The following is a 23,605-nucleotide window of genomic DNA, read 5'->3' on the forward strand; positions in this document are numbered from 1 at the left end:
ATTACCCCCGTCGGTCCGGATCATCAGGCTGCTGAGGCTTATCTGTCTCATCAGGCTGAACCATGGTGGGTGCCGTGCCTTTACCGGGAGAGCCGCCTTCATTGATCTTCACTTTGGTGCCAGAGATAGTGATCCCGCCGCCGTCAATTTTGACAAAGCCACCGGGGCCTTTAATCGTTAACTCATTGCCAGCTTCCAGCACAATGTCTTTGGCGGTTAAGTAACTTTCATTACTGACTTTGGTCCGTTGGTTAGCACCGATCTCTTTCTCTTCCGAGGCCGTGGCTTGTGTGACGATCCCGCCTTCAACTTTGGTGATCATGCCGCCAGAAATAAAGCGACTCAGTTTACCCAAGATACGCTGCACGAGGTTGCGGCCAATTTTCTGGTGGTGATCTTGACCAAATTCTTCAACGACATTTTTGCCAACCATGCGATGGCTGTTTTCTGTCACAGATTGATAAGTGTTGCGCCCGACTTGACGGTGACTATCCACTCCCACAAATTCGCGATGGATGTTTTCGGTGACAATATCTTGGTCTTTCTGAGCATGAATGTAGATTTGCTCGATGGACGCTTGGTCTTCAAAGCGGATTTCATTCGACCCTTCACCCTGGTGGGTTTGCGTTTTGAGTACCGTGCGCGTTTTGTGGTTAGGGAGCAAATACGGTGGCACGTTCGTCGCGTGATACGTGCGCCCAGTAATAATCGGTTGATCTGGATCGCCGTTAAGGAAAGACACGATCACTTCATGGCCGATGCGAGGGACCGCCATAAAGCCGTATTGCGCGCCCGCCCAACCTTGGGACACCCGTACCCAACATGAGCTGTGCTCATCTTGTTTGCTTTCTCGATCCCACGGAAAGTGCACCTTCACACGGCCGTGCTCATCACAAAATATCTCTTCGCCTTTCGGGCCGACCACTTCGCCAATCATGGGTCCATCAACTTGTGGCTTAGGCTGTGGCGTGGCACGCCATTGTCGTGTGGCAGGGATCACTTTGAAATGGTTATGGTACGTGGTTGCACCGGTTCCGCCTTCTTCTTCGAGCGCCTGAGGTTGCGTACCCACATGCGACACACTCACCACCAACCAATCTCGGTTAGCCGGTTTGTGCAAGCTTTCAATCAAGTCAAATTTCACACCCGCTTGCAGTGCAGGCACATAGCTTTGTCCCTGGGCGGTTGAGGCCTCGCGTCGTAAAAACTCGTTACGAATGCGAGTAAAGGCTTTGCCACTGGCATCATCTTTGTAACGACCAGGGGCATCAAAATATTCATAATCCGTGCGCTGATAGGCGGTGCCATCCGCCTCGTGAGGCTGAAGAAAACTGTAATCCGGTTTTTTAAAGCTATAGTCCTTGAGGACGGTTTTGTTTGACTCACTTTGGTCACTGATATCGATGTGGCGAACATAAGGGTCGCTGTAAGTACCCCCTGCCCGGCTGTTGTGCTCAACAGGCTTGCTATATTTATCAATCAGCGAAGAGTCGTCGTAGAAGTGAACAGTGTGCTTATCTTCTAGATGAGTAAAGTAATAGTTAATCCCTTCTTCAGCCGCTAAGCGATGCAAAAACGCTAAATCGCTCTCTCTGTATTGCACACAGAATTCACGCTCAGGTAAGTCTCGCTTGAGAGTAAAGCTAACATCAGTAATTCCCATCTCCGTTAACAAGGTTGAGAGGATATCTTTCACTGTCTGGTGTTGGAAAATACGGCTATTTCGACGTAATGATAAGCGCTCTAGCGACGGTACCAAGATAAGAGAATAAAACGTGTGATGGTGACCAATCTCTTTGTGCGTAAAGCGACGGACAATACCGTGTACGTACTGCACGGGTTCTTCATTGCGAAATACCGTCAGTAGCGCCTTCTTATCAACGGTTTGTTCGGCAGTGATCCCTGGTTGGCGGCTGGCGAGTGCGATGTCATAGCGATAACCATACAGAGGATGACCGTCTGCATAACTATCAGACACGGACTCTCGCCCTTGATATTCACGCACAACAAAGGTGTCTTCTGATAAACCGTCTACAACCAGTGAAAATCTCAGCGTTGCCATTATTAATGTCTACCTCTATATGATGAGAAAGCAAGTAGCCCACTGTGCCAGTGGGCTACTCGATTTATATCGCGACGTGTTGGATTTACGCCTCGATCGGCTTACGCCAGTCATCTGACCCTGAAGTGCCCGCGTTGACGTGATCCCATGTCACTTTACGGTAAGACATAGATACGGTCAGATTCTGAGTGAAATCTGACTTTGCAGGGTCTTGGCAGTGTGGCATTTCACAGTGGATATCGACGATAGAGGCGTTTTCCAGCTTGGTGGTAAAGAAGTTTTCTTGTTTACCTTCAATCGAAGTGCGATACCACTTCAGCTCGACGGTAGACATTTTCTCACCCGAAGACAGCGCGTTATAAAGCAGAGGAACGGCTTTGTTTAGCGCAACGGTAAACTTGAATGGTTTGTGAACACGTTGACCTGATGGCTGACCAGACTGTGGGTCAGTTGGAACAGTAACATTGTGATCAAACTGCTGAACCAGCATTTCATCTTCGTGACCTTCAACGAATGCATCACCGATTGAATCAGCGGTGCAGGCACCGGCAGTAATCAAACCCTGAGTTTCACCTTCAATCGAGATATAACATGGCGTTGGCATAGTTGCTCCTATCAGTTTTTAGTATTAGGCATAACCACCTTGGTTACGCATCATCCCTAACGTGCCAATTTCATGCCAGTTTTTTAACTCTATAATTTCAACAACTTAAGATCATGCTGACCAATTTTTTGTAAGCACTGAGCAAGAAGTTGCCCAAGCTGAGCAACTTTTTGCTCGCATAGAAAGAGGGTTGGATTAATGATGGAGAATCAAAAAATAGCGCCATAGTAGGCGCTATTTTATTAACACAAAAAGCAAACGTTTGCTTTTTGAGCCGAAAAATTAGAGCGCTAAGCCGATACGCTTTGCCACCTCAATGTATGCATCAACAACACCACCTAGGCCTTGACGGAAACGGTCTTTGTCCAGTTTTTCACGGGTATTGGCGTCCCACAAGCGACAACCGTCTGGACTAAACTCATCACCGAGTACGATATTACCTTGATGATCGACACCGAACTCCAACTTATAATCGACCAACAACAAGTCACCCTCGGCAAACAAGGCTTTAAGCACGTCGTTCACTCGGTACGTCAGTGATTTCATGGTCGCGAGTTGCGCTTGCGTCGCAAACCCGAGTGATTCACACAAGGATTCATTGACCATAGGATCATGTAGCGCATCATTTTTTAGAAACAGCTCGAAGGTCGGCGGAGTCAGTGCCGTGCCCTCTTCGACCCCAAGACGACGACATAGTGAGCCCGCGGCAATATTTCTCACCACACACTCAACAGGGATCATATCGAGCTTTTTAACCAGACACTCGGTCTCTGACAACAGCTGATCCATCTGCGTTGGGATCCCTGCCTGTTCAAGTTTTTGCATGATGAAGTGGTTAAACTTGTTGTTCACTTCCCCTTTTCGCTCAAGTTGCTCAACACGTTCACCATCAAATGCGGACGTATCATTGCGAAAGTGCAGAACAAAGCGGTGTTGATCATCTGTTGCGTACACAGATTTGGCTTTACCGCGATACAACTCAGCACGTTTTTCCATTACCCATCATCTCCATTAGGCACTAAAAGTAAGGGACGCTCTGCAGCGTCCCTATAAAATTACGGTGATGCCACCTGATTACGTTTCGCGATAACCGCTTTCAACGCTGGGCTCAGCGCTTTTAATGTGGCTTCGTCAACGGGTTTACCATCACTGTTAGTCACATTGAGTGACGTGCGGTTCCCCAAGTCACCCAGCAATAGCGTATAACTGTTATCTGGGAACGAAATAGGCTCGACACTCAGTGCTTGCCAGCGCTCATCACTTGGCGCAACGTGACGCGTTTTAACGGTGCCTTGCGACTGATTTCGGCTTTCGACCGAGAAGCCCAAGGGTTCGATAATGGCTGGAAGCTTTTCCCACACGACATCGTAAGGCGCACGCGCGATAATGACCGGTAACCCGCTGCGATCAGAACCAAAACTGATCGGGATATCCGACTGGCGCTGCTCAGCCAAACGACGTGCCTCTGCACGCAAAGCCGCGTCATGGCTCACCGTGATCACGTTTGTCATTAGGGTGTTGTAACGTTCGCGAAGTGCAGGTGTGAGTGGCTCATCATTGGCTTTCGCACGAGACTCAATCATGTTGACGCCCAATGCAAATCGACGACCCTGCTCTAATCGAGACAAACGAAATCGCGCTTGATGCGCACTGTCTTCTTTTTCCCAAGCAATCCAACCGGTTTCAATTTGGTCTGCTGTTTGTGCCACAACCGGAATGGCCTCATCTTCCGCAAGACCCTCGACAGTTTGCCATAGTTGAGCCAGTTGTTTTTCGTTAGCAACAGCAATGGTCACACCACGGCTATCTCGCTCTATACGGGCTCCAGGAACTAAATCGAGCACTTGTCGCGGCGGACGAATATCGACATTTTTGCCGATTTCGCCCTTAAAGTCTTGCTCAGGTATTTGATAGTTGGTAGAAAAATAAGGCGCTTGTTCTGGCAACGTTTTCCACTGTGACAGTGGGGTTGTTTGCAAGTAGCCAAAATCATCTTTGGCTTGACGGCGCTGCTCGACGCCACCACTACAGGCCACCAAACCGGTGGCCATGATGGCACAAAGGCCGAGCTTAAATACTGGTTTCATTGACACTCCAACGGCTTAAACAGCACCTGCAATCTGTATGGCCTCTCGAACATCTGGACGCAAGTGCTCGCTTAATTCGGTTAATGGCAGACGAAGATGGCCATCGGCAATCAAGCCCATCTCTCGGACAGCCCATTTCACAGGGATCGGATTAGCTTCATCAAAAAGGTGGCGATGTAAGGGGATTAGCGTCTCGTTAATTGCATGTGCTTGCTCCGCTTCACCCACACGTGCCAATTTAATCATTTTGGCCATTTGCGCGGCCGCAACGTTATTGGTCACTGATATCACCCCGTGCCCTCCTGCTAGGACAAAATCGAGGCCTGTTAAATCATCACCACTGAATAAGAGGAAGTTCTCGCCACAAAGTTCCCGATGAATGGCGACTCGACTCACATCGGCCGTTGCATCTTTTAAGCCGATGATATTGTCAAACTTAGCTAGACGTGCCACGGTTTCAGGTTGGAGATCAACCGCCGTACGACCGGGAACGTTGTAAAGGATCTGGGGCAAATCGGTGGCTTCAGCAATGGCTTTATAGTGCTGGTATAGGCCTTCTTGGGTAGGCTTATTGTAATAAGGGGTAACGCTAAGGCATGCCGCAACACCCGAGCCGGCAAACATTTTACTGAAAGTGATTGCTTCATGGGTGGCATTGGCGCCAGTTCCCGCAATAACCGGAATACGTCCGTTAGCAAATTCCAAGGTTTTCAGCACAACTTTAATGTGCTCATCCACGGTTACTGTCGACGACTCACCTGTCGTGCCCACTGCGACAATCGCATCAGTGCCCGCTTGGATATGAAACTCGACCAGTTTTTCCAGGCTAACGTAATCAACTTCGCCGTGTGCATCCATTGGTGTGACGAGCGCCACAATGCTTCCAGAAACCATGTTCGTCTCCCTTATTGGTTATGCTTGCAATGTTACTTTTGGCGCAGGGTAAACACAAGAATAACCCTACGCCCAAGCGTGTCTTATTCGATATTTTTTCGTCGTCAAATTCAGGCTTTGAATTTTATAATCGATTAAGATACCAGCCAGCGTCAATAAAAGGTAAAACCCTGTCAGGCCCGTGATCGCATTATCAAAAACTTGCGTAATTCCTCGCACGCTCTATCATCTTGAATTCGGTTTACCGACAAAAAGGAAACGCAGCGCATGCAAACATTAAACGAAGGCGCCCAAGCGCCCGATTTCTCACTGCAAGATCAAAATGGCGACACCGTCACCTTAAGCCAGTTTCAAGGCGAAAAGCGCGTGCTGGTGTATTTTTACCCTAAAGCGATGACACCAGGCTGTACCACTCAAGCGTGTTCCTTGCGGGATACCAAAGCAGAGCTTGACGCGTTAGATACTGTGGTGCTGGGGATCAGTCCGGATCCAGTAAAAAAATTGGCGCGCTTTGTGGAACGTGATGCGCTTAACTTCACACTGTTGAGCGACGAAGATCATGCCGTAGCGGATGCATTTGGTGTGTGGGGACTGAAAAAATTCATGGGTAAGGAATATGATGGTATTCATCGCCTGAGCTTTTTGGTCGGTAAAGACGGGAAGATTGAACATGTGTTTAATAAATTTAAGACCAAAGATCATCATCAAGTCGTATTGGATTATTTGAACCAAGCCTAAGGCGAGATTCCAGCCGATCCATTAAAAAAGCGCACGGTCACCCGTGCGCTTTTTCATTGGTTAGGATCAACCAACGGGCTTCGCTAAAGCCTCTGGATACCCTCGCCGAACGGCAAATTCACACGCTGTATCCACAATGTTGGCTGTCGATGGCCGAGTCAACACATGATAAGACGTGGGTGAAATCCAGCCGGCATCCTCAAACTGGATGAGTATTTTGTTAATAGCAGTTAAGGCCGACGAGGCTTTCACAATTTCCATCCGCGCATAACGCTCACCATCAAAAGAAACATCTGAAGCACGTAATGATGGATCTTCGCCAGGAATTTGCTGTGCACCGCATAAGGGTTTGCCGCCAACTTCAGCCTGTTTAAACGCGGGTAACCATTGAGCAAAGTGCTCAATGGCGCGATCCGTACGCTGACACACTTCTTCCCAATCCCAGCCTTGATCAATATTTTTCACATACCGCGCGTCAACATTAGGTTGCGCGGATGCCGTCGAACTGTGCACTAATCCACGCTCAAAGAGCGTCACATCTTGTGTCATACCATGCAATTGGAAAAAACCATCAGGATACGGTGTTAACTGGGCCATGCCTTGTGGGGTGCCACGTTGGCCATGGACAATGATTTCTGGCCATTGACACTCAGTGCGTGTCCAGTGGGCGACATAGGCCGCTTTATACTCAACCAGACGCTGACGTCCAAAACCTGCCATGTCATCAATGGTGCCAGTGCGGAACCCGGCAGCATTAATCAAATAATCGACCTCGGTGGTTTGTATCTGCCCGGCCTTATCTCGGTACGTGACCTGCCAACCTGAACCCGTTGGCTCGGTATCGATCACTTTGTGATTAAAATTAAGCTGACAGTGCGGTGTATCGGCAAGCGTTAATTGCGCTTCCGCCGCTAAGCGAAACACACTAAGCCCATACTCTTGCACGAGCACCAGCGGGTATTTCATCGCACTTAAATCGAGCGACTGTGCCACTGGCCACATCCATTGATCCGCCGAATCCGTCAGGCTGTCATAATCCTGAGTGCGCAATGCTTCCAACGTGTCTTGCTGATATAAGCGAAAATAATCATTGGGTTCACCCATGACCTTATTATCACCGTCGATCTCGACCAGTTGCTTGTAACGCTCACGTAAGGTTTCTAACCGAGCGATCACACTGTCCAATGAGCCTGGATCTTGCTTCGGCACTGCCAATACGGTCGGGCGCCGGTTCACAGAGTGCGGATACATACGCACGGTCGCGACAGACTGTTCGAGGAGGGTTAAGCACTGATCGAGAGAGATTTCTCGGTAAAGGTTACCGCCCGCATGAAGATGACAAATTGGCGGACCACTAACCAAGCCCGTTCCCGCCTCAAACACCTGGGTGTCAACACCACGCTCGGCCAGTCGCATTGCTGCTGTTGTACCTGCCACTCCGCCACCGATCACCGCGACGCGGAACCCTTCTAATTGCGATTGTTCTTGACTGTGTTGTGCCATGCCAACCCTGTTTTCATTTCTACTTCTGTGGGCCAAACTGATCGCGGTTAACGCTTACTCTCAAGCCGCTCAGCCCCATTATTTAGGGGGCTGCCAGCAAGATGGATCACTCAACACCTACCTTTGGATCATCGTCGAGTTCAATCACTGGTAGTGCTTGCCACACCGCTTTCACTAAGGTCGCCAATGGAATGGCAAAAAATACCCCCCAAAAGCCCCAGAGTCCACCGAAAACCAGTACGGCTATTATAATGGCCACTGGGTGTAAATTCACCGCTTCAGAGAAAAGCACGGGGACAAGAACGTTGCCGTCCAGTGCTTGAATGACGCCATAAGCAATCATCACATACCAAAAACCAGGCTCCAATCCCCACTGGAACAAGGCCACAATCGCGATGGGAACAGTGACAATGGCTGCGCCAATATAGGGCACAAGCACGGAGAAACCGGTTGCAACGCTAAGCAGTACGGCATAACGCAGTTCAAGAAGCGTAAAGGTGAGATAACTCGCGCTACCCACAATAATAATCTCTGTCACTTTGCCACGAATATAATTAGAGATCTGTTGGTTCATCTCATGGCCCACTCGCGACGCAAGGCGGCGGTTACGAGGAAGCAACCCTTTAAACATGGCCAACATTTGCGCTTTGTCTTTAAGTAGAAAGAAGACCAAAAGCGGCACTAAAATTAGATAAACCGCCACTGCCACTAAATTGACTAACGAAGAAAGAGAGCCTTTGACTAAGGTTTCTCCTAAGTTAAGCACCTTGTTTTGCAGCGTATCCACAAACGTATTCACCATGTGGGGGTTAATCAACTCCGGGTACCGTTCAGGCAGGCTCAGCATCAGTGATTGCATGTTATTAAACATGTTCGGCACATCGGCGACAAGGCTCACCCCTTGGTTCCAAATGGTCGGCACTAAGCCAAACAACGCCATCAGTGTTAGGCTCACGAACAACGTAATCACCACCAGCACCGACAACGTGCGTGGAAGCCCGAGACGACTGAGGCGATTGACAGGCCAATCGAGCAAATAGGCCATCACAATCGCAACCAGCAAAGGCGCTAATAAGTTGCCGAAAAAGTAAATCGTAATAAAGCCAAATAAGAGGATCGCAACCAAGCTGACGGCATGAGGATCAGAAAATCGTCGCCGATACCAGCGATGTAACATATCAAACATAAAAGGCCCGTTATTATTTGGTGACGTGTAAACGCGAGGCTGGCGTATCTAACCAAGCGATGGTAAACCCTTCGCGAGTGAAGTACTTTGGAATATCATCTTTCGCACCTTGATCGCCCAGTAAAACAACTAATTGTTCTCCCTCACGTAACGACGCCGCGGCACGCTTTGCTAAGATCAGTGCCATTGGACAAACATGCTCCCGTAAATCAAGTGTTTGACATTCCATTCTGTCTCACCGGTCGGTATTATCGTCAGTATTGTAATGGACATTAGATAGAACGCCAACGAAACCCATACAGGTTTTATCGGTCTGTACTTAGGTATCGCCCACTTTTTAAAGGTAATCACGCTTATGTCGCCACGCGCACCTGACTCTTGGAAAAAGAAAAAGGCTCGCCGCCTAGTCACATATGCGCTCGCTGGCGTCCTCGCAAGCGCGCCTGTGTCTGCGAGCGTTGAGTCATACCAAAGTGACTTACCCGACATTGGTACCGCCGCCGTCAGTACGCTGTCTGTCGCCAAAGAAAGAGAGTTTGGTGATGCCTATATGCGGATGCTGAGGGCCAGCAAACCCATTATCGACGATCCGGTGCTCAGTGAGTACGTCAATGCACTGGGTCATCGTCTCGTGGCCAACGCGAATGATGTTCGCACGCCATTTCGATTTATTTTAATCGATAATCAAGCCATCAATGCGTTTGCATTTTTTGGCGGCTATGTTGCCATGCACTCAGGTCTGTTCTTGCATGCCAAAACAGAAAGTGAATTGGCGTCGGTGATGGCGCACGAAATCGCGCACGTGACTCAACGTCATCTGGCTCGCAGTATGGAAGAGCAAGCGCAGACGTCTCCACTTACGGTGGCGGCACTAGTTGGCTCCTTGATGCTCGCGATTGCGGCTCCCGAAGCCGGCATTGCGGCTGCCCATGCGGCCACCGCTGGCAGTATACAAAATCAAATCAATTTCACTCGTCGTAACGAAGAGGAAGCCGATAGGATCGGCATTGAAACGCTAGCTCGCGCTGACTTTAATGTTCAAGCCATGCCGCGATTTTTCTCTCGACTTGCTGATGAGTACCGCTACGCTAGCCAAATGCCTGAGTATTTTAGTACTCACCCATTGCCCGTATCTCGGATCACCGATTCGCGCGCACGAGCAAGGCAATATCCTCAGAAGCGGGTGCCTGAATCGCCAGATTACCAGCTCGCCCGAGCGCGAATCGTGGCGCGATACAGTGGCATCGCCAACCGCTCTGCGATGGACTGGTTTGAGCGGCGTTATCAAGACGCATCACCTGCTGAAAAACACAGCCTCGACTACGGGATGGCTCTGCTTGATATTGACGCTCGCCGCTTTGATAAAGCACGTGAGAAATTAATACCGCTTATCAAAGCCCAACCCAATAACCGATTTTTCATTGATGCAATGACTGATCTGAATATCGGTGAAAAGCAGTATGACAAGGCCTTATCTCGTCTCGAAAAAGCGTTAAACCATCAACCCAGTAATCGCGTATTACTACTTAATCATGCGTATACGCTGGTCAAAGCGAAACGTGGATCCAGTGCAATTAAAGCCTTAGAGCGCTATACCCACCAGTACGCCGATGACAGCAATGGGTGGTTTTTGTTACAACAAGCGTACGAGAGCACGGGAGCACATCGTGACGGTGAGTTAGCTGCGCAAGGGGAACGCTATGCCTTACGCGGTCAATGGAGTAAAGCCATTCGTAATTATACGCAAGCCGCTCAGCTGGCTGAGTTAGGCAGCTTGACACAGGCACGTTATGATGCACGACTCGACCAATTGCGTCATAAGCAAGCACGCTTTAAAACGCTCAGTGATCGTTAATTCATTTCAAAAAAGGATAGATGTTGTGACCACTATTACGCTGTACCACAACCCACGCTGCTCAAAAAGCCGAGAAACCCTCAAACTGCTTGAATCTGAGGGCGTCACGCCGAACATTGTGAAATATTTAGACTCACCATTATCGGCTGAGGCTCTTTCCATGTTGAAGCAACAGCTGGGCGTTGCGTCATTTCGCGACATGATGCGCACCAAAGAAGCCGATTATAAGGCAGCTAATTTGGGTGACGCGTCGGTGGAAGAAGCGCAACTGTTAGAGGCGATGGTCAATAATCCAAAATTGATGGAACGCCCTATTGCCATTAAAGGCGAAAAAGCAGTGATTGGTCGCCCACCTGAAAATGTATTAGCGCTCATCCAATGACACAGGTTCTCGTACTCTATTACAGCCGCTCGGGTAATACCCGCAAGCTCGCCCAGCAAGTTGCGCGGGGAATTGAAGCTCAGGGCGTGGAAGCGGTGCTGCGTACCGTGCCAGAGCTACCTGCTTATGCCGATGGTAAAATGCCTGAAACCGTGGCGAAAGACCCCTTTGTGACACGCCAAGATTTGTTGAACTGCCATGGCTTAGCCCTCGGAAGCCCTGTGCGCTTTGGTAATATGGCGGCACCATTAAAGCAATTTATTGACAGCACCAGTAGTGAGTGGCTGTCTGGCACCTTGATTGACAAACCTGCCGCAGTATTTGGTGCGGGGTCAATGCTTCATGGTGGACAAGAAACCACACTGCTGACAATGACCGTACCACTGCTCCATCATGGCATGATGCTGATGGGTGTTCCTCACAGCGAAGCGGCCTTACACACCACAAAAGGAGGGGGATCGCCCTACGGCGCATCCACTGTGGCTGAGTCTCATCAGCCATTAATGGCTGACGAAAAACAAATCGCTAAAACGCTAGGACAACGCCTGGCACGTGTGGCGCACACCTTTCACCAACATCTGGGATAAAAGGATACAATTGTGACTGACCCTCGGCTCGCATTAATGCGTAAGCTCTCGTTGCTGAGTAACCTAGGTCTGATTGCCTGGGTTGTCATTTGGCACGCTTATTTATCACCTCATCCTCACCTCAATGCATGGGCCGTCACCATTGGCTGGACCCTTCCCCTGCTCTTCCCGTTGCCAGGGATCATAAAAGGCAAAGCATTTACCCACGCGTGGGCGAACTTTATTTTAATGTTCTATTTTTTGCATGCCTTTACCATCCTCTACGTCGATGAAGGAGAACGATGGCTGGCGGCAGCAGAACTGCTATTGATTACTTGCGCCTTTGCCAGCAACATTGTTTTTGCACGCTGGATGGGGAAATCCCAAGGCCTCAAGTTACCTCGTCTCTCGCAAGTGGAGAAAGAAGAGCGCCAGCGCTATGAAGGTAATAACGACACGCCTTCAAACCCCTAAAGGATCGCTCAAATACGTCGACAAAGCCAAGCATCACGCTTGGCTTAAACAGGGTAAGGACGACGGGAAAAGTAACGATGCCCACATTGGGTGCAAGGGGTAATCACATCCACTCGGCTGTGACGGGTTTGATGTTGGCACTGCTCACACTGTAAAACCCCTAAGCCTACAATTTCACCGGCCTCGTACACGCCATGGTGTTGGAGGTCATCAAATACTTCACGCCACTCGAGCTGAGTGCGGTCGGTGATTTCCGCTAACTGTTCCCAAATCGAATTCGCGATAAGATCGTTAAACACCTGGCTATCAATGTCTTCAGTCTGTGCCTTATCGTATTGCTCACCAAAGGCTTTCACATCACGGTTAAAATACGCTTCGATCAATGCCCATTCATCCTTGGTGAGATCGGCCGCGGCTTTGAGATATTGGTCGGACAATGTCACCCAGTGAGACAATGCCTCGGGACTGTTCTCTAACGCCGCTTTGACCCGTTCGATGATACTTTGTTGGGGATCTTTCTCTTTATTCATGGCCCTGTCCTGATTCAAGTGTTGTTGCGGTCTCTGCCTTTCGTTATTCTATGACGATATTTCTCTTTCAGGTTTTACCTTTCTCACAGAATCTCGGAAGCCATCGATGCAAGAACAATATAGCCCGCAAGATATTGAACAAAAAGTTCAAGCCCATTGGGATGACAATAAAACCTTTGTGGTTCATGAAGACCCTAACAAAGAAAAATTCTACTGTCTTTCTATGTTTCCCTACCCAAGTGGCCGACTGCACATGGGGCATGTCCGTAACTACACCATCGGTGATGTCATTTCCCGTTACCAAAGGCTGCAAGGCAAAAATGTGATGCAGCCTATTGGTTGGGATGCATTTGGTCTTCCAGCCGAAGGTGCCGCGATCAAAAACAAAACGGCCCCGGCACCTTGGACTTACGAAAACATTGATTACATGAAAGGCCAGCTCAAAATGCTGGGGTTTGGCTACGATTGGAGCCGTGAAGTTGCCACCTGCAGCCCGGATTACTATCGTTGGGAGCAAAAATTCTTCACCACGCTTTACAACAAAGGCCTGGTTTATAAAAAGACCTCGTCGGTGAACTGGTGCCCACACGATCAAACAGTACTCGCCAACGAGCAAGTTCACGAAGGTTGCTGCTGGCGCTGTGACACCCCTGTTGAGCAAAAAGAAATCCCTCAGTGGTTCATTAAAATCACTGATTATGCAGAAGAACTACTGCAAGACATCGACAAACTGGACGGTTGGCCTGACATGGTGAAAACCATGCAGCGTAACTGGATTGGTCGCTCAGAAGGTGTCGAACTGACGTTTGATGTTGAAGGCGAGCATCCGGCACTCGACGTGTATACCACGCGTCCAGATACGCTGATGGGCGTCACTTACGTGGGGATTGCAGCCGGTCACCCTCTCGCGGAGGCCGCGGCCAAAGACAACCCTGCTCTCGCTGAATTCGTCCAAGAATGCCGTAACACCAAAGTCGCCGAAGCAGAGCTGGCGACCATGGAGAAAAAAGGCATGGCGACCGGTTTGTATGCCACGCATCCGTTGAACGGACGTCGTGTACCTATCTTTGTCGCTAACTTTGTATTGATGGATTACGGCACTGGCGCAGTAATGGCGGTACCCGCTCATGACCAACGCGACTTCGAATTTGCCCACAAGTACGCACTGGACATTGAACCGGTGATCCTCGATGAAAACGGCAATGCGCCCGATTTGTCAGAACAAGCGTATACCGAAAAAGGCAAACTGTTTAACTCTGGTGAGTTTGACGGGTTAGACTTTAACACAGCCTTCGATGCCATTGCCGCTAAGCTCGAAACCCTCGGCAAAGGGAAAAAAACGGTTAACTTCCGCTTGCGCGACTGGGGCGTCTCTCGCCAGCGTTATTGGGGTGCACCGATCCCAATGCTGAACACCGAAGATGGTGAGGTCGTGCCCGTCCCTACCGAAGAGCTTCCTGTCATTCTGCCTGAAGACGTGGTCATGGATGGCGTACAAAGCCCGATTAAAGCCGACAAACAATGGGCTCAAACCCAGTACCAAGGGAAGCCTGCGCTGCGTGAAACTGATACCTTTGATACCTTTATGGAATCGTCGTGGTACTACGCACGTTATTGCTCACCGCAAGCGGATCAAATGCTGGATCCAAGCGCTGCCAATTATTGGCTTCCGGTTGATCAGTATATCGGCGGCATTGAGCACGCATGTATGCACCTCTTATACTCACGCTTTTTCCATAAGCTATTGCGCGACGAGAACATGGTCGACAGCGATGAGCCATTTAAGCAGCTACTATGCCAAGGCATGGTACTTGCCGATGCGTTCTATTACACCGACGAAAAAGGCGTGCGCGTGTGGGTATCACCGACCGACGTAACCGTTGAGCGTGATAACAAAGGGCAAATCGTTAGTGCGGTCGACAACCAAGGGAACACCGTCACCCACGCAGGCATGACCAAGATGTCGAAGTCGAAAAATAACGGCATTGATCCACAGTTAATGGTGGAAAAATATGGTGCCGACACAATGCGTCTGTTCATGATGTTTGCTGCGCCCGCTGATATGACCTTGGAATGGCAAGAATCAGGGGTTGAAGGCTCACACCGTTTCTTACGCCGCGTCTGGAAACTGGTCTACGAACATAACCAGAAAGGACAGGTGGTTGCGCTGGATGTAGAGGCATTGAACAACGATCAAAAAGCGCTACGACGTGATGTGCACAAAGCCATTGCTAAAGTCAGTGACGACATGGGCCGTCGCCAAACCTTTAACACGGCCATTGCCGCCATCATGGAGCTCATGAATCGCTTGGTAAAAGCCCCACAAGACAGTGAACAAGACCGTGCCGTATTGGATGAAGCACTAAAAGCTGTCGTTGTGATGCTTTACCCTATCACGCCGCATGTTTGCTTTACGTTGTGGCATTCGCTGGGTGAAAGCGATATTGACAATGCCGCTTGGCCGCAGGCCGATAAAGACGCCATGGTCGAGGACGAGAAGCTGATCATTGTGCAAGTGAACGGTAAGCTTCGTGCTAAGATCACCGTCGCCGCCAACGCGGAGAAAGAGTCCGTTGAATCACAAGCGATGACCGATGAAAACGTGGTGAAATTTACCGAAGGCAAAACGGTTCGCAAAGTCATTTATGTGCCAGGCAAACTGGTTAACATTGTGGCTAACTAACAAGGAGCGCTGGAGTGACTCTGTTTAACACTGTACTTCGCTCCCTGCTCGTCGCGGTGGTCTCTTTGACCATCGCGTCTTGCGGGTTTGCCTTGCGTGGCAGCTACAACCTGCCCGATGAGGTGAATAAGGTGTCATTAACAAGCTTTGACTCTTACGGTGAACTGACCCGTCAAATGCGAAATGTATTGCGCCAACACAAGGTACAAATCGTGTCACCATCCAAAGAGGTGGCCAATATCCATTTACTCAGTGAAAGCAACAGCGAGCAAACCTTGTCGCTGTATCAAAACAGCCGGGTCGCGGAAAAAGAATTTCGCTATGTGGCGCGATATCGTGTCACGGTACCGAATAAAGGCAGTTATACCTACAACACCACATTAAGCCGTAACTTTCTCGACAACCCACTGACCGCATTGGCTAAATCGGTAGAGCAAGATAAACTAGTGGCAGAGATGCGCACCGAAGCGACCCGTCAAATTATGCGCCAACTGTCTCAACTGAAGGGCGACATCGCGGAGTTTGAGCGCCAACAAGCAGAGCAAGCCGCGCTGAAAAAATTGGAGCAAGGAGCGTCTCCTAGTGAGCCAAACGTTATCATCGAAACGCGTCAAACTGAGTCAAAGACTGCACAATGATGAGAACCTACCCTGAACAATTGGCGCAGCAGCTTAATCAGCCACTGCGCCAAACCTACTTGGTATTTGGCTCAGACCCATTGTTAAAGCTGGAGGCTCGGGATGCTATTTGCCAGGCAGCCCGAACCCAAGGGTTTGAAGAGCATCATCGGTTCCTTATCGATGGGCAGCTGAATTGGCAAGACGTGTTTGATTGCTGCCAAGCGCTCAGTTTGTTTTCTTCTCGGCAAATCATTGAATTAACCTGCCCTGAAAATGGTCTGAGTAGTGCTCAAACCAAACAGCTTACCGAGCTAGCAAACAACCTGCATCCTGATATTCTTTTATTAGTGCAAGGTGAACGGCTCAATAAAAAACAAGAAAGTGCCAAATGGTTTACCACACTGTCGAAAAAAGCGCTGTACGTGGTGTGTCATACCCCAGACGCCCGTCATTTTCCACGCTTTATAGAGCAACGCTGCCGTGCATTGCACCTACAACCCGATCAACCCGCCCTGCAATTATTAGCACAGTGGCACGAGGGAAATCTGCTTGCTCTGGTTCAAAGCCTGCAAATCTTACAGTTGCTCTACCCCGATGGCACCTTAACACTGCCCCGAATTGAAAGTGCGCTTTCACGCCACCATCACTTTACACCATTCCAGCTGACCGATGCGCTACTCGCAGGAAAAGCGCAACGTGCGCAACGTATTGTCGAGCAATTACATGCAGAGGGTGAAGAGCCCACGCTACTATTACGCTTAATTCAAAGAGAACTGAAACAGCTCTATACCCTTCAAGAGCAAGGGCAACAAGGTCGGCCTCTTAATATCGTCTTTGACCAACTTCGAGTTTGGCAAACACGTCGCCCGATGATCACCGCGGCGCTTAAGCGATTAAACCTACCCCGCTTGGCGGCTCTGTTACGCCACCTCGCTCAATTAGAAATACGACTTAAAACCGACTTTAGTCGTGACCCTTGGCCCGATCTGCACTATTTTTGCGCACTCATGTGCCAGGAGCCCGAACCTCTGGCGCACTAGCATGTCCAAAAAGCTGCCAAATGATATACTGTCACTTAACAAAACGCGCACACATATATAGAGGTTCTCTTTGCAAGCTAACGAACTAAAGCAATTTGTCGCTGACAAGGTCGACGAATTAAAAGCCAGCGATATCGTGACCTTAGATGTACGAGATAAATCTTGTATCACTGATTTTTTAGTCCTTTGCACGGGTAACTCACGCCGCCATGTTGCGTCCATTGCCGAACACGTTTGTGAACAAGCACAAGCGATTAAAATCGGGACGATGGGCACCGAGGGCCGAGACGATAGCGAGTGGGTCGTGGTTGACCTTGGTGACGTGATGGTTCATGTGATGCAAGAAGAGCAACGCCAACTATATCAACTGGAAAAACTCTGGAACTAAGCCATGAAAATCCAGTTAATCGCTGTTGGTAATAAAATGCCAAAGTGGGTGGAGCAAGGCTTTAACGAGTATCAACGCCGCTTCCCTAAAGATATGCCACTTGAACTGATTGAAGTGCCAGCAGGCAAGCGCGGTAAAAATGCCGATATTGCCCGGATCCTGCAAAAAGAAGGAGAAGCGATGCTTGCCGCCGTTAACCGTGGCAGCCGTGTCATTACCTTAGATATCCCAGGCAAGGCCTGGGATACGCCACAATTGGCTAACCAGCTGGAAAAATGGAAGCTTGATGGCAGAGATGTGGCCATCTTAATTGGTGGCCCTGAAGGTCTCGCTCCTCAATGCAAGGCGGCGGCAGAGCAAAGCTGGTCACTCTCTCCCCTCACGCTACCTCATCCGCTGGTCCGTGTGATTATGGCTGAAAGCCTTTATCGCGCTTGGAGTTTGACCACCAATCATCCCTATCATCGAGAATAACGACAGATGAAGCGCCAACGAGTTGAAATCCGAGACCATCGCGCCGAGGCCGCGTTGTTTGTGCGCCGAGCTATTGTCTGCTTTATCGGTATTATGGCGCTTGTTGGTGTGCTGCTCACCAACCTCTATCATATCCAAGTGACCGAGCATCAAGACTACCAGACTCGCTCGAATGATAATCGAATCAAAGTGGTTCCCGTCGCACCAAATCGTGGCCTCATTTATGATCGTGATGGCAAACTACTGGCCGAAAACCGTCCTGTCTATCATCTGGAAGTCACGCCCGAGCAAGTCGATGATATGCCCGCGACGTTGGCACAACTTAAAACCTTGTTGTCACTGAGCGATAAAGATATCGCGCATTTCCAAAAAGAGCGCCGTCGATCTCGCCGTTTTAATGCCGTTGCGCTCAAAACCCAATTAAACGATAAAGAAGTGGCTATTTTCTCCGCCCACCAGCACCAGTTTTCTGGGGTTGAAATCAAAGCCTACTTAAAACGTTACTACCCCTATGGCGATGCGCTGACTCACGTGCTCGGCTATGTGGCTAAAATCAATGACCGCGATATTGCCAAACTCAGACAAAAAGAGGTGTTAAATAATTACAAAGCCACCCGTGACATCGGTAAATTAGGAATTGAGAAATATTACGAGTCAACCTTACACGGTAAGGCCGGCTACCAAGAAGTGGAGGTCAATAGTCGAGGGCGGGTCATTCGCACACTCAAGTATGTCCCCCCCCAACCGGGTAAAGACTTGATCCTCAATCTGGATATCGATTTGCAGCTCTATGTGCGCGGTATTCTTGGTGACCGCCGAGGGGCCGTGGTCGTGGTTGACCCTGACACCTCCGGAGTCTTAGCGATGGTATCGACACCAAGCTACGATCCCAATTTGTTTGTACACGGCATTTCAGGTAAACAGTACAGAGGGTTACTGAACAACAAGGATCGCCCTCTGGTTAATCGTGCCACTCTCGGCATTTACCCCCCCGCATCAACAGTTAAGCCTTTCATTGCGGTCTCGGCACTTGAAGAAGGTGTGGTCACCACAAAAACGACACGCAACGACCCTGGTTACTGGCGGATCCCAAACTCAGATACTCGCCCCTTCCGTGATTGGCGAGCATGGGGCCACGGCCGGGTGAATATCGTCCAGTCTATCGAAGAGTCAGTGGACACTTTTTTCTATCAGATCGCCTACGATATGGGGATAGATAAATTGTCGATGTGGATGGAAAAATTCGGTTTTGGCCAATATACGGGCATTGATATTCACGAAGAAAGCAGTGCCAATATGCCTAACCGTGAGTGGAAAATGAGCCGCTACCGCCAACCTTGGTACAAGGGCGACACGATTCCCGTTGGCATTGGTCAGGGGTATTGGACTGCCACGCCAATGCAAATCGTCAAAGCGCTGACGGTACTGATTAATCGTGGCGACGTTAAAGCACCTAAATTGTTGATGAAAACCCGAGATGAAACGGGTGAGCATAAGCCCAAAGCCGAACCCTTTCCGCCAATAAAAGGGGTGGAAGATAAATACTGGGATGTTGGATTAAAAGGCATGCAATTGGTGAACCATGGCCGCAGAGGGACGGCTCGACGATCTTTTCGCTCCGCTGAGTATTTGTCAGGCGGAAAGTCAGGCACGGCACAAGTCTTTGGCTTAGGCGAAAACGAAGAATACAATGCTGACGAAATTGCCGAGCATCTGCGAGATCATGCACTCTTTATGGGCTTTGCTCCTTTTGAAAACCCAGAAGTCGCTGTCTCTATGGTGCTTGAAAATGCGGGTGGTGGTTCTAGCAATGGCGGCCCTATCGCTCGTCGTATCTTTGATCATGTCCTGTTAAAAGAGAAAGAGACAGAAGAGGCAAAACAATGAGTTCGTTAGCTCAGGTAAGCACGAAACGGTCTTTGTTTGATCGTTTACACCTTGACCTCCCTATGTTGGTAGGCGTTCTCTTACTGATGGGCTTCGGGCTAGTTGTCATGTACAGCGCCAGTGGCCAAAGCATGGTAATGATGGAGCGCCAAGCCATTCGTATGCTGCTGGCGTTAGCGGTGATGTTTGCCCTCGCTCAAGTGCCGCCACGCCACTATGAGTTTTGGTCGCCTTATTTGTATGCCGTAGGGGTCGTGTTACTTGCAGCGGTATTGTTGGTTGGCGAGACTGCAAAAGGCGCCCAACGTTGGCTTGATCTTGGCTTTGTGACCTTTCAACCCTCAGAAATTATTAAGCTTGCAGTCCCCTTAATGTTGGCTCGATTTATTAGTAAGGATCCGCTTCCGCCTAAGTTTTCCCGCTTATTGATCGCACTTATGCTGCTATTTGTGCCTACGATCATGATCGCTAAGCAGCCAGATTTAGGAACCTCAATTCTTATCGCCGCATCCGGGGTTTTCGTGTTGTTTTTAGCAGGGATAAGCTGGAAGCTCATCACCGCCGCGGTGGTCGCTCTCGCCAGCTTTGTTCCTGTGCTCTGGTTTTTCTTGATGCATGATTATCAACGCACACGAGTGCTGACTTTGTTTAACCCCGAGTCTGATCCGCTCGGCGCAGGCTATCACATCATTCAATCCAAAATTGCAATAGGTTCGGGAGGCATCGCGGGAAAAGGCTGGTTACAAGGCACACAATCGCAGCTCGAGTTTCTTCCTGAACGACACACTGACTTTATTTTTGCAGTGATCGCTGAAGAGTGGGGCTTGATCGGTGTCTGTGTGCTGCTCGCTCTATATCTTTTTCTTATCGGCCGCGGGTTAATGCTCGCAAGCCGAGCGCAAACCGCATTTGGCCGAATGATGGCTGGCAGTATTGTACTGAGCTTTTTTGTTTATGTTTTTGTCAATATTGGCATGGTAAGCGGTATTTTGCCGGTGGTTGGCGTACCCTTGCCCTTAATCAGTTATGGCGGAACGTCAATGGTCACACTGATGGCCGGTTTTGGCATTCTGATGTCCATTCATACCCATCGTAAAATGTTATCCAGGGCATAAACATGCGAGTTATTCTTATTTCTAGCGCTATCGTCTTGTTAAGCGCATGTAGCAGCCAGCAAGGGCGCTACGACATGCAAAGCGACAAAGCACCCGAGAAGGTGCCGACCATTATCCATGCAGAGGACGCGCATCCAAGGTACGAGCCCTTTAGCCTAGCCGGCAACAAAGATTACACCTTAAATGGACAAACCTACCAAATTTTACGTGATCCGGAAGGTTATCAGGAAGCAGGAATAGCCTCATGGTACGGTGAAAAATTTCACGGGCATCGTACGTCTAATGGCGAAGTTTACGATATGTATTCTATGTCGGCAGCCCACAAAACCTTGCCTTTACCCAGCTATGTTGAGGTTACCAATCAAAACAATGGCAAGCAGGCTATTGTTCGAGTCAATGACCGTGGCCCCTTCCACAATCAGCGCTTGATTGATCTCAGTTATGCCGCCGCAAAAAAACTTGGCGTGTTAAACACAGGGACAGCACCAGTATCATTGCGACTCCTCTCACCCAAGAAGCCCGCACAAGACGAATGGCATTCTGCAAGGCATCACGCCTATTACGTGCAGTTAGTCGCACTCTCCGATGCATTAAAAGCCAATCAAACCGCGGAACAATTGGCGAAGGTTCATGGTCTACCTACGCATATCGCCCATCGTGATACCGTCTACCGTGTCCGATTTGGTCCCTTTTACGACCGCGATCAGGCGCAGCAAGCAATGCGCACGGCAAAACAGCACCAGTTACCCGGGGCGTTTATCGTCACTGAAGCACTGAGTAATACTGATACATCAGTAACAAAGGCGAAAACAAACAATCCGTAAGATAAAGGAATCGAGCCTGTCTCTCTATACGCAATTTGGTATAGTGGTGGCACAGTATCGACATCGATAACCGACAAAAGTACTAACAATGATGAATAAAACCGTTTTCCGTATGCGCACACTGCTCTCCGCAGCTCTGTTCGCCTCTGCCACCGCGCAAGCTGCTCCAGCTGTTGTTCCTGATGCACCGCAAATTGCGGCAAAAGGCTATGTCCTGATGGATTACCATTCAGGCGAAGTGCTAGCAGAAAATAATGCTTATCAACGCCTCAATCCAGCCAGTCTCACCAAGATGATGACCAGCTACGTGATTGGTCAAGAAGTTGAGCGTGGTAACATATCCATGGACGATGACGTCGTCATTAGTGAAAATGCCTGGGCAAAAAACTTTCCTGGTTCATCAAAGATGTTTATCGAGGTGGGCACGACGGTCAAAGCAGCAGACCTTAACCGCGGTATCATCATTCAGTCTGGTAATGACGCCTGCGTCGCCATGGCTGAACACGTCGCAGGGTCCGAAGACGCCTTTGTTGATCTGATGAATCGCTGGGGAGAAACGCTGGGCATGGACAGCTCCCACTTCTCTAATGTTCACGGCTTAGACTCAACAGATCTCTATACCACCCCGTATGACATGGCGTTACTTGGCCAAGCACTCATCCGCGATGTCCCCGATGAATACCGTATCTATAAAGAAAAAGCGTTTACCTACAACGGCATTACCCAATACAACCGCAATGGCTTGCTCTGGGATAAAAGCCTGAATGTGGACGGGATAAAAACAGGCCACACCGATGGAGCGGGTTATAACTTGGTGACCTCCGCCACTGAAGGCGATATGCGCCTTATCTCAGTCGTGATGGGAACCAAGAGCGCCAATGCCCGAAAAGCAGAGAGTAAAAAACTGCTGAACTACGGCTTCCGCTTTTTTGAAACCGTGGCCCCACACAAGGCTAACGAAACGTTTGTGACCGAGAAAGTGTGGATGGGGGATACCGATGAAGTCGCGCTAGGCCTGACAGAAGATACCTTTGTCACCCTCCCTCGCGGCAAAGCCCAAGATCTGAAAGCCAGCTTTGTGTTAGAGCAAACACTCGAAGCGCCCATCAGTAAAGGGGATGTTGTTGGCAAGTTGTTCTATCAAGTGGATGATGAAGATATCGCTGAATATCCACTGGTTGCTCTCAACGATGTAGAAAAAGGCGGCCTATTTAGTCGTTTGATCGATTACATTGTGATGATGTTCAAAAACTTAGTCGGCTAACCCCGCCCCTCACCGTCCACCCGACTGGGTGGGCGGCTTGTTTTCTCGCTCTTGGCGGATTAGTATTTCGCGTTAATCGTGATCAATCGCACAAACGCGTGCCATAACCGGTATGCAATTGGGAGTTAACATGCAAGAGCAACCAAAGTTAAAAGATCTGCTGGCGTTTCCTTGCCAATTCACCTACAAGGTGGTGGGCCATGCGAAACCCGAATTACCGGATCGTGTGCTGACCGTTATCCAGTATCACGCCCCGGGTGACTACAGCCCCGCGGTCAAGCCTAGCGCAAAGGGCAACTACCATTCAGTGTCGATTACCATCAATGCCACTTCAATTGAACAAGTTGAAACGCTTTATAAAGAGCTGGGTGAGATTGATATCGTGCGCATGGTTCTTTAATTCAAATACCCACACGACTGGCGGCTTTA

The 23,605-nt window shown here is 49.4% G+C and carries 24 protein-coding genes; 15 read left to right on the forward strand and 9 right to left on the reverse strand.

All coding sequences use genetic code 11. From position 1 onward, the window contains the following. Nucleotide 1 precedes the first annotated feature (1 nt). From BUQ98_RS07525 to dapA, 5 genes are all read right to left on the reverse strand, one after another. Nucleotides 2-2,062: a type VI secretion system Vgr family protein gene (locus BUQ98_RS07525; protein WP_074213198.1), complete on the reverse strand. Its 2,061-nt coding sequence runs from the start codon at nt 2,060-2,062 to the stop codon at nt 2-4. 85 nt (nt 2,063-2,147) lie between these two features. Beyond that, entirely contained in the window at nt 2,148-2,666 is a 519-nt protein-coding gene (gene hcp-2 / locus BUQ98_RS07530) for a type VI secretion system effector Hcp-2 (protein WP_074213199.1), read from the reverse strand. A gap of 282 nt (nt 2,667-2,948) precedes the next feature. After that, on the reverse strand, nt 2,949-3,662 hold the full coding sequence (gene purC, locus BUQ98_RS07535) for a phosphoribosylaminoimidazolesuccinocarboxamide synthase (protein WP_074213200.1): 714 nt from the start codon (nt 3,660-3,662) through the stop codon (nt 2,949-2,951). 59 nt (nt 3,663-3,721) lie between these two features. Further along, nucleotides 3,722-4,753: an outer membrane protein assembly factor BamC gene (gene bamC / locus BUQ98_RS07540; RefSeq protein WP_074213201.1), complete on the reverse strand. Its 1,032-nt coding sequence runs from the start codon at nt 4,751-4,753 to the stop codon at nt 3,722-3,724. 15 nt (nt 4,754-4,768) lie between these two features. Then, nucleotides 4,769-5,647, reverse strand: a complete 879-nt coding sequence (gene dapA, locus BUQ98_RS07545; RefSeq protein ID WP_074213202.1) for a 4-hydroxy-tetrahydrodipicolinate synthase — start codon at nt 5,645-5,647, stop codon at nt 4,769-4,771. Between the two features lie 267 nt (nt 5,648-5,914). Here dapA and bcp point away from each other — a divergent pair, with 267 nt between their 5' ends. After that, complete coding sequence (gene bcp, locus BUQ98_RS07550; RefSeq protein ID WP_074213203.1) at nt 5,915-6,385, forward strand: thioredoxin-dependent thiol peroxidase; 471 nt, start codon at nt 5,915-5,917, stop codon at nt 6,383-6,385. Between the two features lie 66 nt (nt 6,386-6,451). Here bcp and BUQ98_RS07555 read toward each other — a convergent pair whose 3' ends face one another. From BUQ98_RS07555 to BUQ98_RS07565, 3 genes are all read right to left on the reverse strand, one after another. Next, a complete protein-coding gene (locus BUQ98_RS07555; RefSeq protein ID WP_074213204.1) occupies nt 6,452-7,888 on the reverse strand; it encodes an FAD-dependent oxidoreductase in 1,437 nt (478 codons plus the stop codon). Nucleotides 7,889-7,994: 106 nt separating this feature from the next. Further along, nucleotides 7,995-9,074 (reverse strand): AI-2E family transporter, encoded by a 1,080-nt coding sequence (locus tag BUQ98_RS07560; protein WP_074213205.1) that lies wholly within the window; start codon nt 9,072-9,074, stop codon nt 7,995-7,997. 13 nt (nt 9,075-9,087) lie between these two features. Continuing rightward, the gene (locus BUQ98_RS07565; RefSeq protein WP_074213206.1) at nt 9,088-9,303 is read right to left on the reverse strand and encodes a sulfurtransferase TusA family protein; all 216 of its coding nucleotides are present in this window, start codon (nt 9,301-9,303) and stop codon (nt 9,088-9,090) included. 126 nt (nt 9,304-9,429) lie between these two features. On the opposite strand from BUQ98_RS07565, the gene BUQ98_RS07570 reads away from it, so the two are divergent. Genes BUQ98_RS07570 through BUQ98_RS07585 form a run of 4 tightly spaced genes read left to right on the forward strand, consistent with a single transcriptional unit; the run spans nt 9,430 to nt 12,351 of the window. Then, the gene (locus BUQ98_RS07570) at nt 9,430-10,929 is read left to right on the forward strand and encodes a beta-barrel assembly-enhancing protease (protein ID WP_074213207.1); all 1,500 of its coding nucleotides are present in this window, start codon (nt 9,430-9,432) and stop codon (nt 10,927-10,929) included. A gap of 25 nt (nt 10,930-10,954) precedes the next feature. Then, nucleotides 10,955-11,311 (forward strand): arsenate reductase (glutaredoxin), encoded by a 357-nt coding sequence (gene arsC, locus BUQ98_RS07575; RefSeq protein WP_074213208.1) that lies wholly within the window; start codon nt 10,955-10,957, stop codon nt 11,309-11,311. Then, nucleotides 11,308-11,898, forward strand: a complete 591-nt coding sequence (gene wrbA / locus BUQ98_RS07580) for an NAD(P)H:quinone oxidoreductase (RefSeq protein ID WP_074213209.1) — start codon at nt 11,308-11,310, stop codon at nt 11,896-11,898. The genes arsC and wrbA overlap by 4 nt, the downstream gene beginning before the upstream one ends. A 36-nt stretch (nt 11,899-11,934) precedes the next feature. Beyond that, the gene (locus BUQ98_RS07585) at nt 11,935-12,351 is read left to right on the forward strand and encodes a DUF2069 domain-containing protein (protein WP_074213210.1); all 417 of its coding nucleotides are present in this window, start codon (nt 11,935-11,937) and stop codon (nt 12,349-12,351) included. Nucleotides 12,352-12,395: 44 nt separating this feature from the next. Here BUQ98_RS07585 and BUQ98_RS07590 read toward each other — a convergent pair whose 3' ends face one another. Then, nucleotides 12,396-12,881, reverse strand: coding sequence for a zinc ribbon-containing protein (locus BUQ98_RS07590; RefSeq protein WP_074213211.1), 486 nt, complete (start codon nt 12,879-12,881; stop codon nt 12,396-12,398). Between the two features lie 106 nt (nt 12,882-12,987). Between BUQ98_RS07590 and leuS the strand changes: the two genes are divergently transcribed. The 10 genes from leuS to ybeD all read left to right on the forward strand — a co-directional run bounded on the left by leuS (nt 12,988) and on the right by ybeD (nt 23,576). Further along, a complete protein-coding gene (gene leuS, locus BUQ98_RS07595; protein WP_074213212.1) occupies nt 12,988-15,564 on the forward strand; it encodes a leucine--tRNA ligase in 2,577 nt (858 codons plus the stop codon). A gap of 14 nt (nt 15,565-15,578) precedes the next feature. Next, nucleotides 15,579-16,202 carry an LPS-assembly lipoprotein LptE gene (lptE, locus tag BUQ98_RS07600; RefSeq protein WP_083605232.1) on the forward strand — a complete coding sequence of 208 codons (624 nt, stop codon included), beginning with the start codon at nt 15,579-15,581 and terminating at the stop codon, nt 16,200-16,202. Continuing rightward, nucleotides 16,202-17,224, forward strand: coding sequence for a DNA polymerase III subunit delta (gene holA, locus BUQ98_RS07605; RefSeq protein WP_074213627.1), 1,023 nt, complete (start codon nt 16,202-16,204; stop codon nt 17,222-17,224). The genes lptE and holA overlap by 1 nt, the downstream gene beginning before the upstream one ends. A 70-nt stretch (nt 17,225-17,294) precedes the next feature. Further along, the gene (gene rsfS / locus BUQ98_RS07610) at nt 17,295-17,612 is read left to right on the forward strand and encodes a ribosome silencing factor (RefSeq protein WP_074213213.1); all 318 of its coding nucleotides are present in this window, start codon (nt 17,295-17,297) and stop codon (nt 17,610-17,612) included. Between the two features lie 3 nt (nt 17,613-17,615). Further along, nucleotides 17,616-18,086 (forward strand): 23S rRNA (pseudouridine(1915)-N(3))-methyltransferase RlmH, encoded by a 471-nt coding sequence (rlmH, locus tag BUQ98_RS07615; protein WP_074213214.1) that lies wholly within the window; start codon nt 17,616-17,618, stop codon nt 18,084-18,086. A gap of 6 nt (nt 18,087-18,092) precedes the next feature. After that, nucleotides 18,093-19,973 (forward strand): penicillin-binding protein 2, encoded by a 1,881-nt coding sequence (gene mrdA, locus BUQ98_RS07620; protein WP_074213215.1) that lies wholly within the window; start codon nt 18,093-18,095, stop codon nt 19,971-19,973. Then, on the forward strand, nt 19,970-21,088 hold the full coding sequence (rodA, locus tag BUQ98_RS07625) for a rod shape-determining protein RodA (protein WP_074213216.1): 1,119 nt from the start codon (nt 19,970-19,972) through the stop codon (nt 21,086-21,088). Before mrdA ends, rodA begins: the two co-directional genes overlap by 4 nt. Nucleotides 21,089-21,090: 2 nt before the next feature. Further along, nucleotides 21,091-21,912: a septal ring lytic transglycosylase RlpA family protein gene (locus tag BUQ98_RS07630; protein WP_074213217.1), complete on the forward strand. Its 822-nt coding sequence runs from the start codon at nt 21,091-21,093 to the stop codon at nt 21,910-21,912. 112 nt (nt 21,913-22,024) lie between these two features. Further along, nucleotides 22,025-23,176 (forward strand): serine hydrolase, encoded by a 1,152-nt coding sequence (locus BUQ98_RS07635; protein WP_371515114.1) that lies wholly within the window; start codon nt 22,025-22,027, stop codon nt 23,174-23,176. 130 nt (nt 23,177-23,306) lie between these two features. Continuing rightward, nucleotides 23,307-23,576, forward strand: a complete 270-nt coding sequence (ybeD, locus tag BUQ98_RS07640) for a DUF493 family protein YbeD (RefSeq protein WP_074213218.1) — start codon at nt 23,307-23,309, stop codon at nt 23,574-23,576. Nucleotides 23,577-23,605 lie beyond the last annotated feature (29 nt).

This window comes from Salinivibrio sp. ES.052, assembly GCF_900141775.1.
GTDB lineage: Bacteria > Pseudomonadota > Gammaproteobacteria > Enterobacterales > Vibrionaceae > Salinivibrio.

Coding starts and splice junctions, on each gene's coding strand:
- bamC (WP_074213201.1), bottom strand. CDS start 4,753: ATGAAACCAGTATTTAAGCTCGGCCTTTGTGCCATCATGGCCACCGGT.
- BUQ98_RS07555 (WP_074213204.1), bottom strand. CDS start 7,888: ATGGCACAACACAGTCAAGAACAATCGCAATTAGAAGGGTTCCGCGTC.
- rlmH (WP_074213214.1), top strand. CDS start 17,616: ATGAAAATCCAGTTAATCGCTGTTGGTAATAAAATGCCAAAGTGGGTG.
- dapA (WP_074213202.1), bottom strand. CDS start 5,647: ATGGTTTCTGGAAGCATTGTGGCGCTCGTCACACCAATGGATGCACAC.
- BUQ98_RS07585 (WP_074213210.1), top strand. CDS start 11,935: ATGCGTAAGCTCTCGTTGCTGAGTAACCTAGGTCTGATTGCCTGGGTT.
- BUQ98_RS07570 (WP_074213207.1), top strand. CDS start 9,430: ATGTCGCCACGCGCACCTGACTCTTGGAAAAAGAAAAAGGCTCGCCGC.
- BUQ98_RS07525 (WP_074213198.1), bottom strand. CDS start 2,062: ATGGCAACGCTGAGATTTTCACTGGTTGTAGACGGTTTATCAGAAGAC.
- mrdA (WP_074213215.1), top strand. CDS start 18,093: ATGAAGCGCCAACGAGTTGAAATCCGAGACCATCGCGCCGAGGCCGCG.
- purC (WP_074213200.1), bottom strand. CDS start 3,662: ATGGAAAAACGTGCTGAGTTGTATCGCGGTAAAGCCAAATCTGTGTAC.
- BUQ98_RS07560 (WP_074213205.1), bottom strand. CDS start 9,074: ATGTTTGATATGTTACATCGCTGGTATCGGCGACGATTTTCTGATCCT.
- leuS (WP_074213212.1), top strand. CDS start 12,988: ATGCAAGAACAATATAGCCCGCAAGATATTGAACAAAAAGTTCAAGCC.
- BUQ98_RS07635 (WP_371515114.1), top strand. CDS start 22,025: ATGCGCACACTGCTCTCCGCAGCTCTGTTCGCCTCTGCCACCGCGCAA.
- BUQ98_RS07565 (WP_074213206.1), bottom strand. CDS start 9,303: ATGGAATGTCAAACACTTGATTTACGGGAGCATGTTTGTCCAATGGCA.
- hcp-2 (WP_074213199.1), bottom strand. CDS start 2,666: ATGCCAACGCCATGTTATATCTCGATTGAAGGTGAAACTCAGGGTTTG.
- BUQ98_RS07590 (WP_074213211.1), bottom strand. CDS start 12,881: ATGAATAAAGAGAAAGATCCCCAACAAAGTATCATCGAACGGGTCAAA.
- BUQ98_RS07630 (WP_074213217.1), top strand. CDS start 21,091: ATGCGAGTTATTCTTATTTCTAGCGCTATCGTCTTGTTAAGCGCATGT.
- rodA (WP_074213216.1), top strand. CDS start 19,970: ATGAGTTCGTTAGCTCAGGTAAGCACGAAACGGTCTTTGTTTGATCGT.
- bcp (WP_074213203.1), top strand. CDS start 5,915: ATGCAAACATTAAACGAAGGCGCCCAAGCGCCCGATTTCTCACTGCAA.
- ybeD (WP_074213218.1), top strand. CDS start 23,307: ATGCAAGAGCAACCAAAGTTAAAAGATCTGCTGGCGTTTCCTTGCCAA.
- holA (WP_074213627.1), top strand. CDS start 16,202: ATGAGAACCTACCCTGAACAATTGGCGCAGCAGCTTAATCAGCCACTG.
- wrbA (WP_074213209.1), top strand. CDS start 11,308: ATGACACAGGTTCTCGTACTCTATTACAGCCGCTCGGGTAATACCCGC.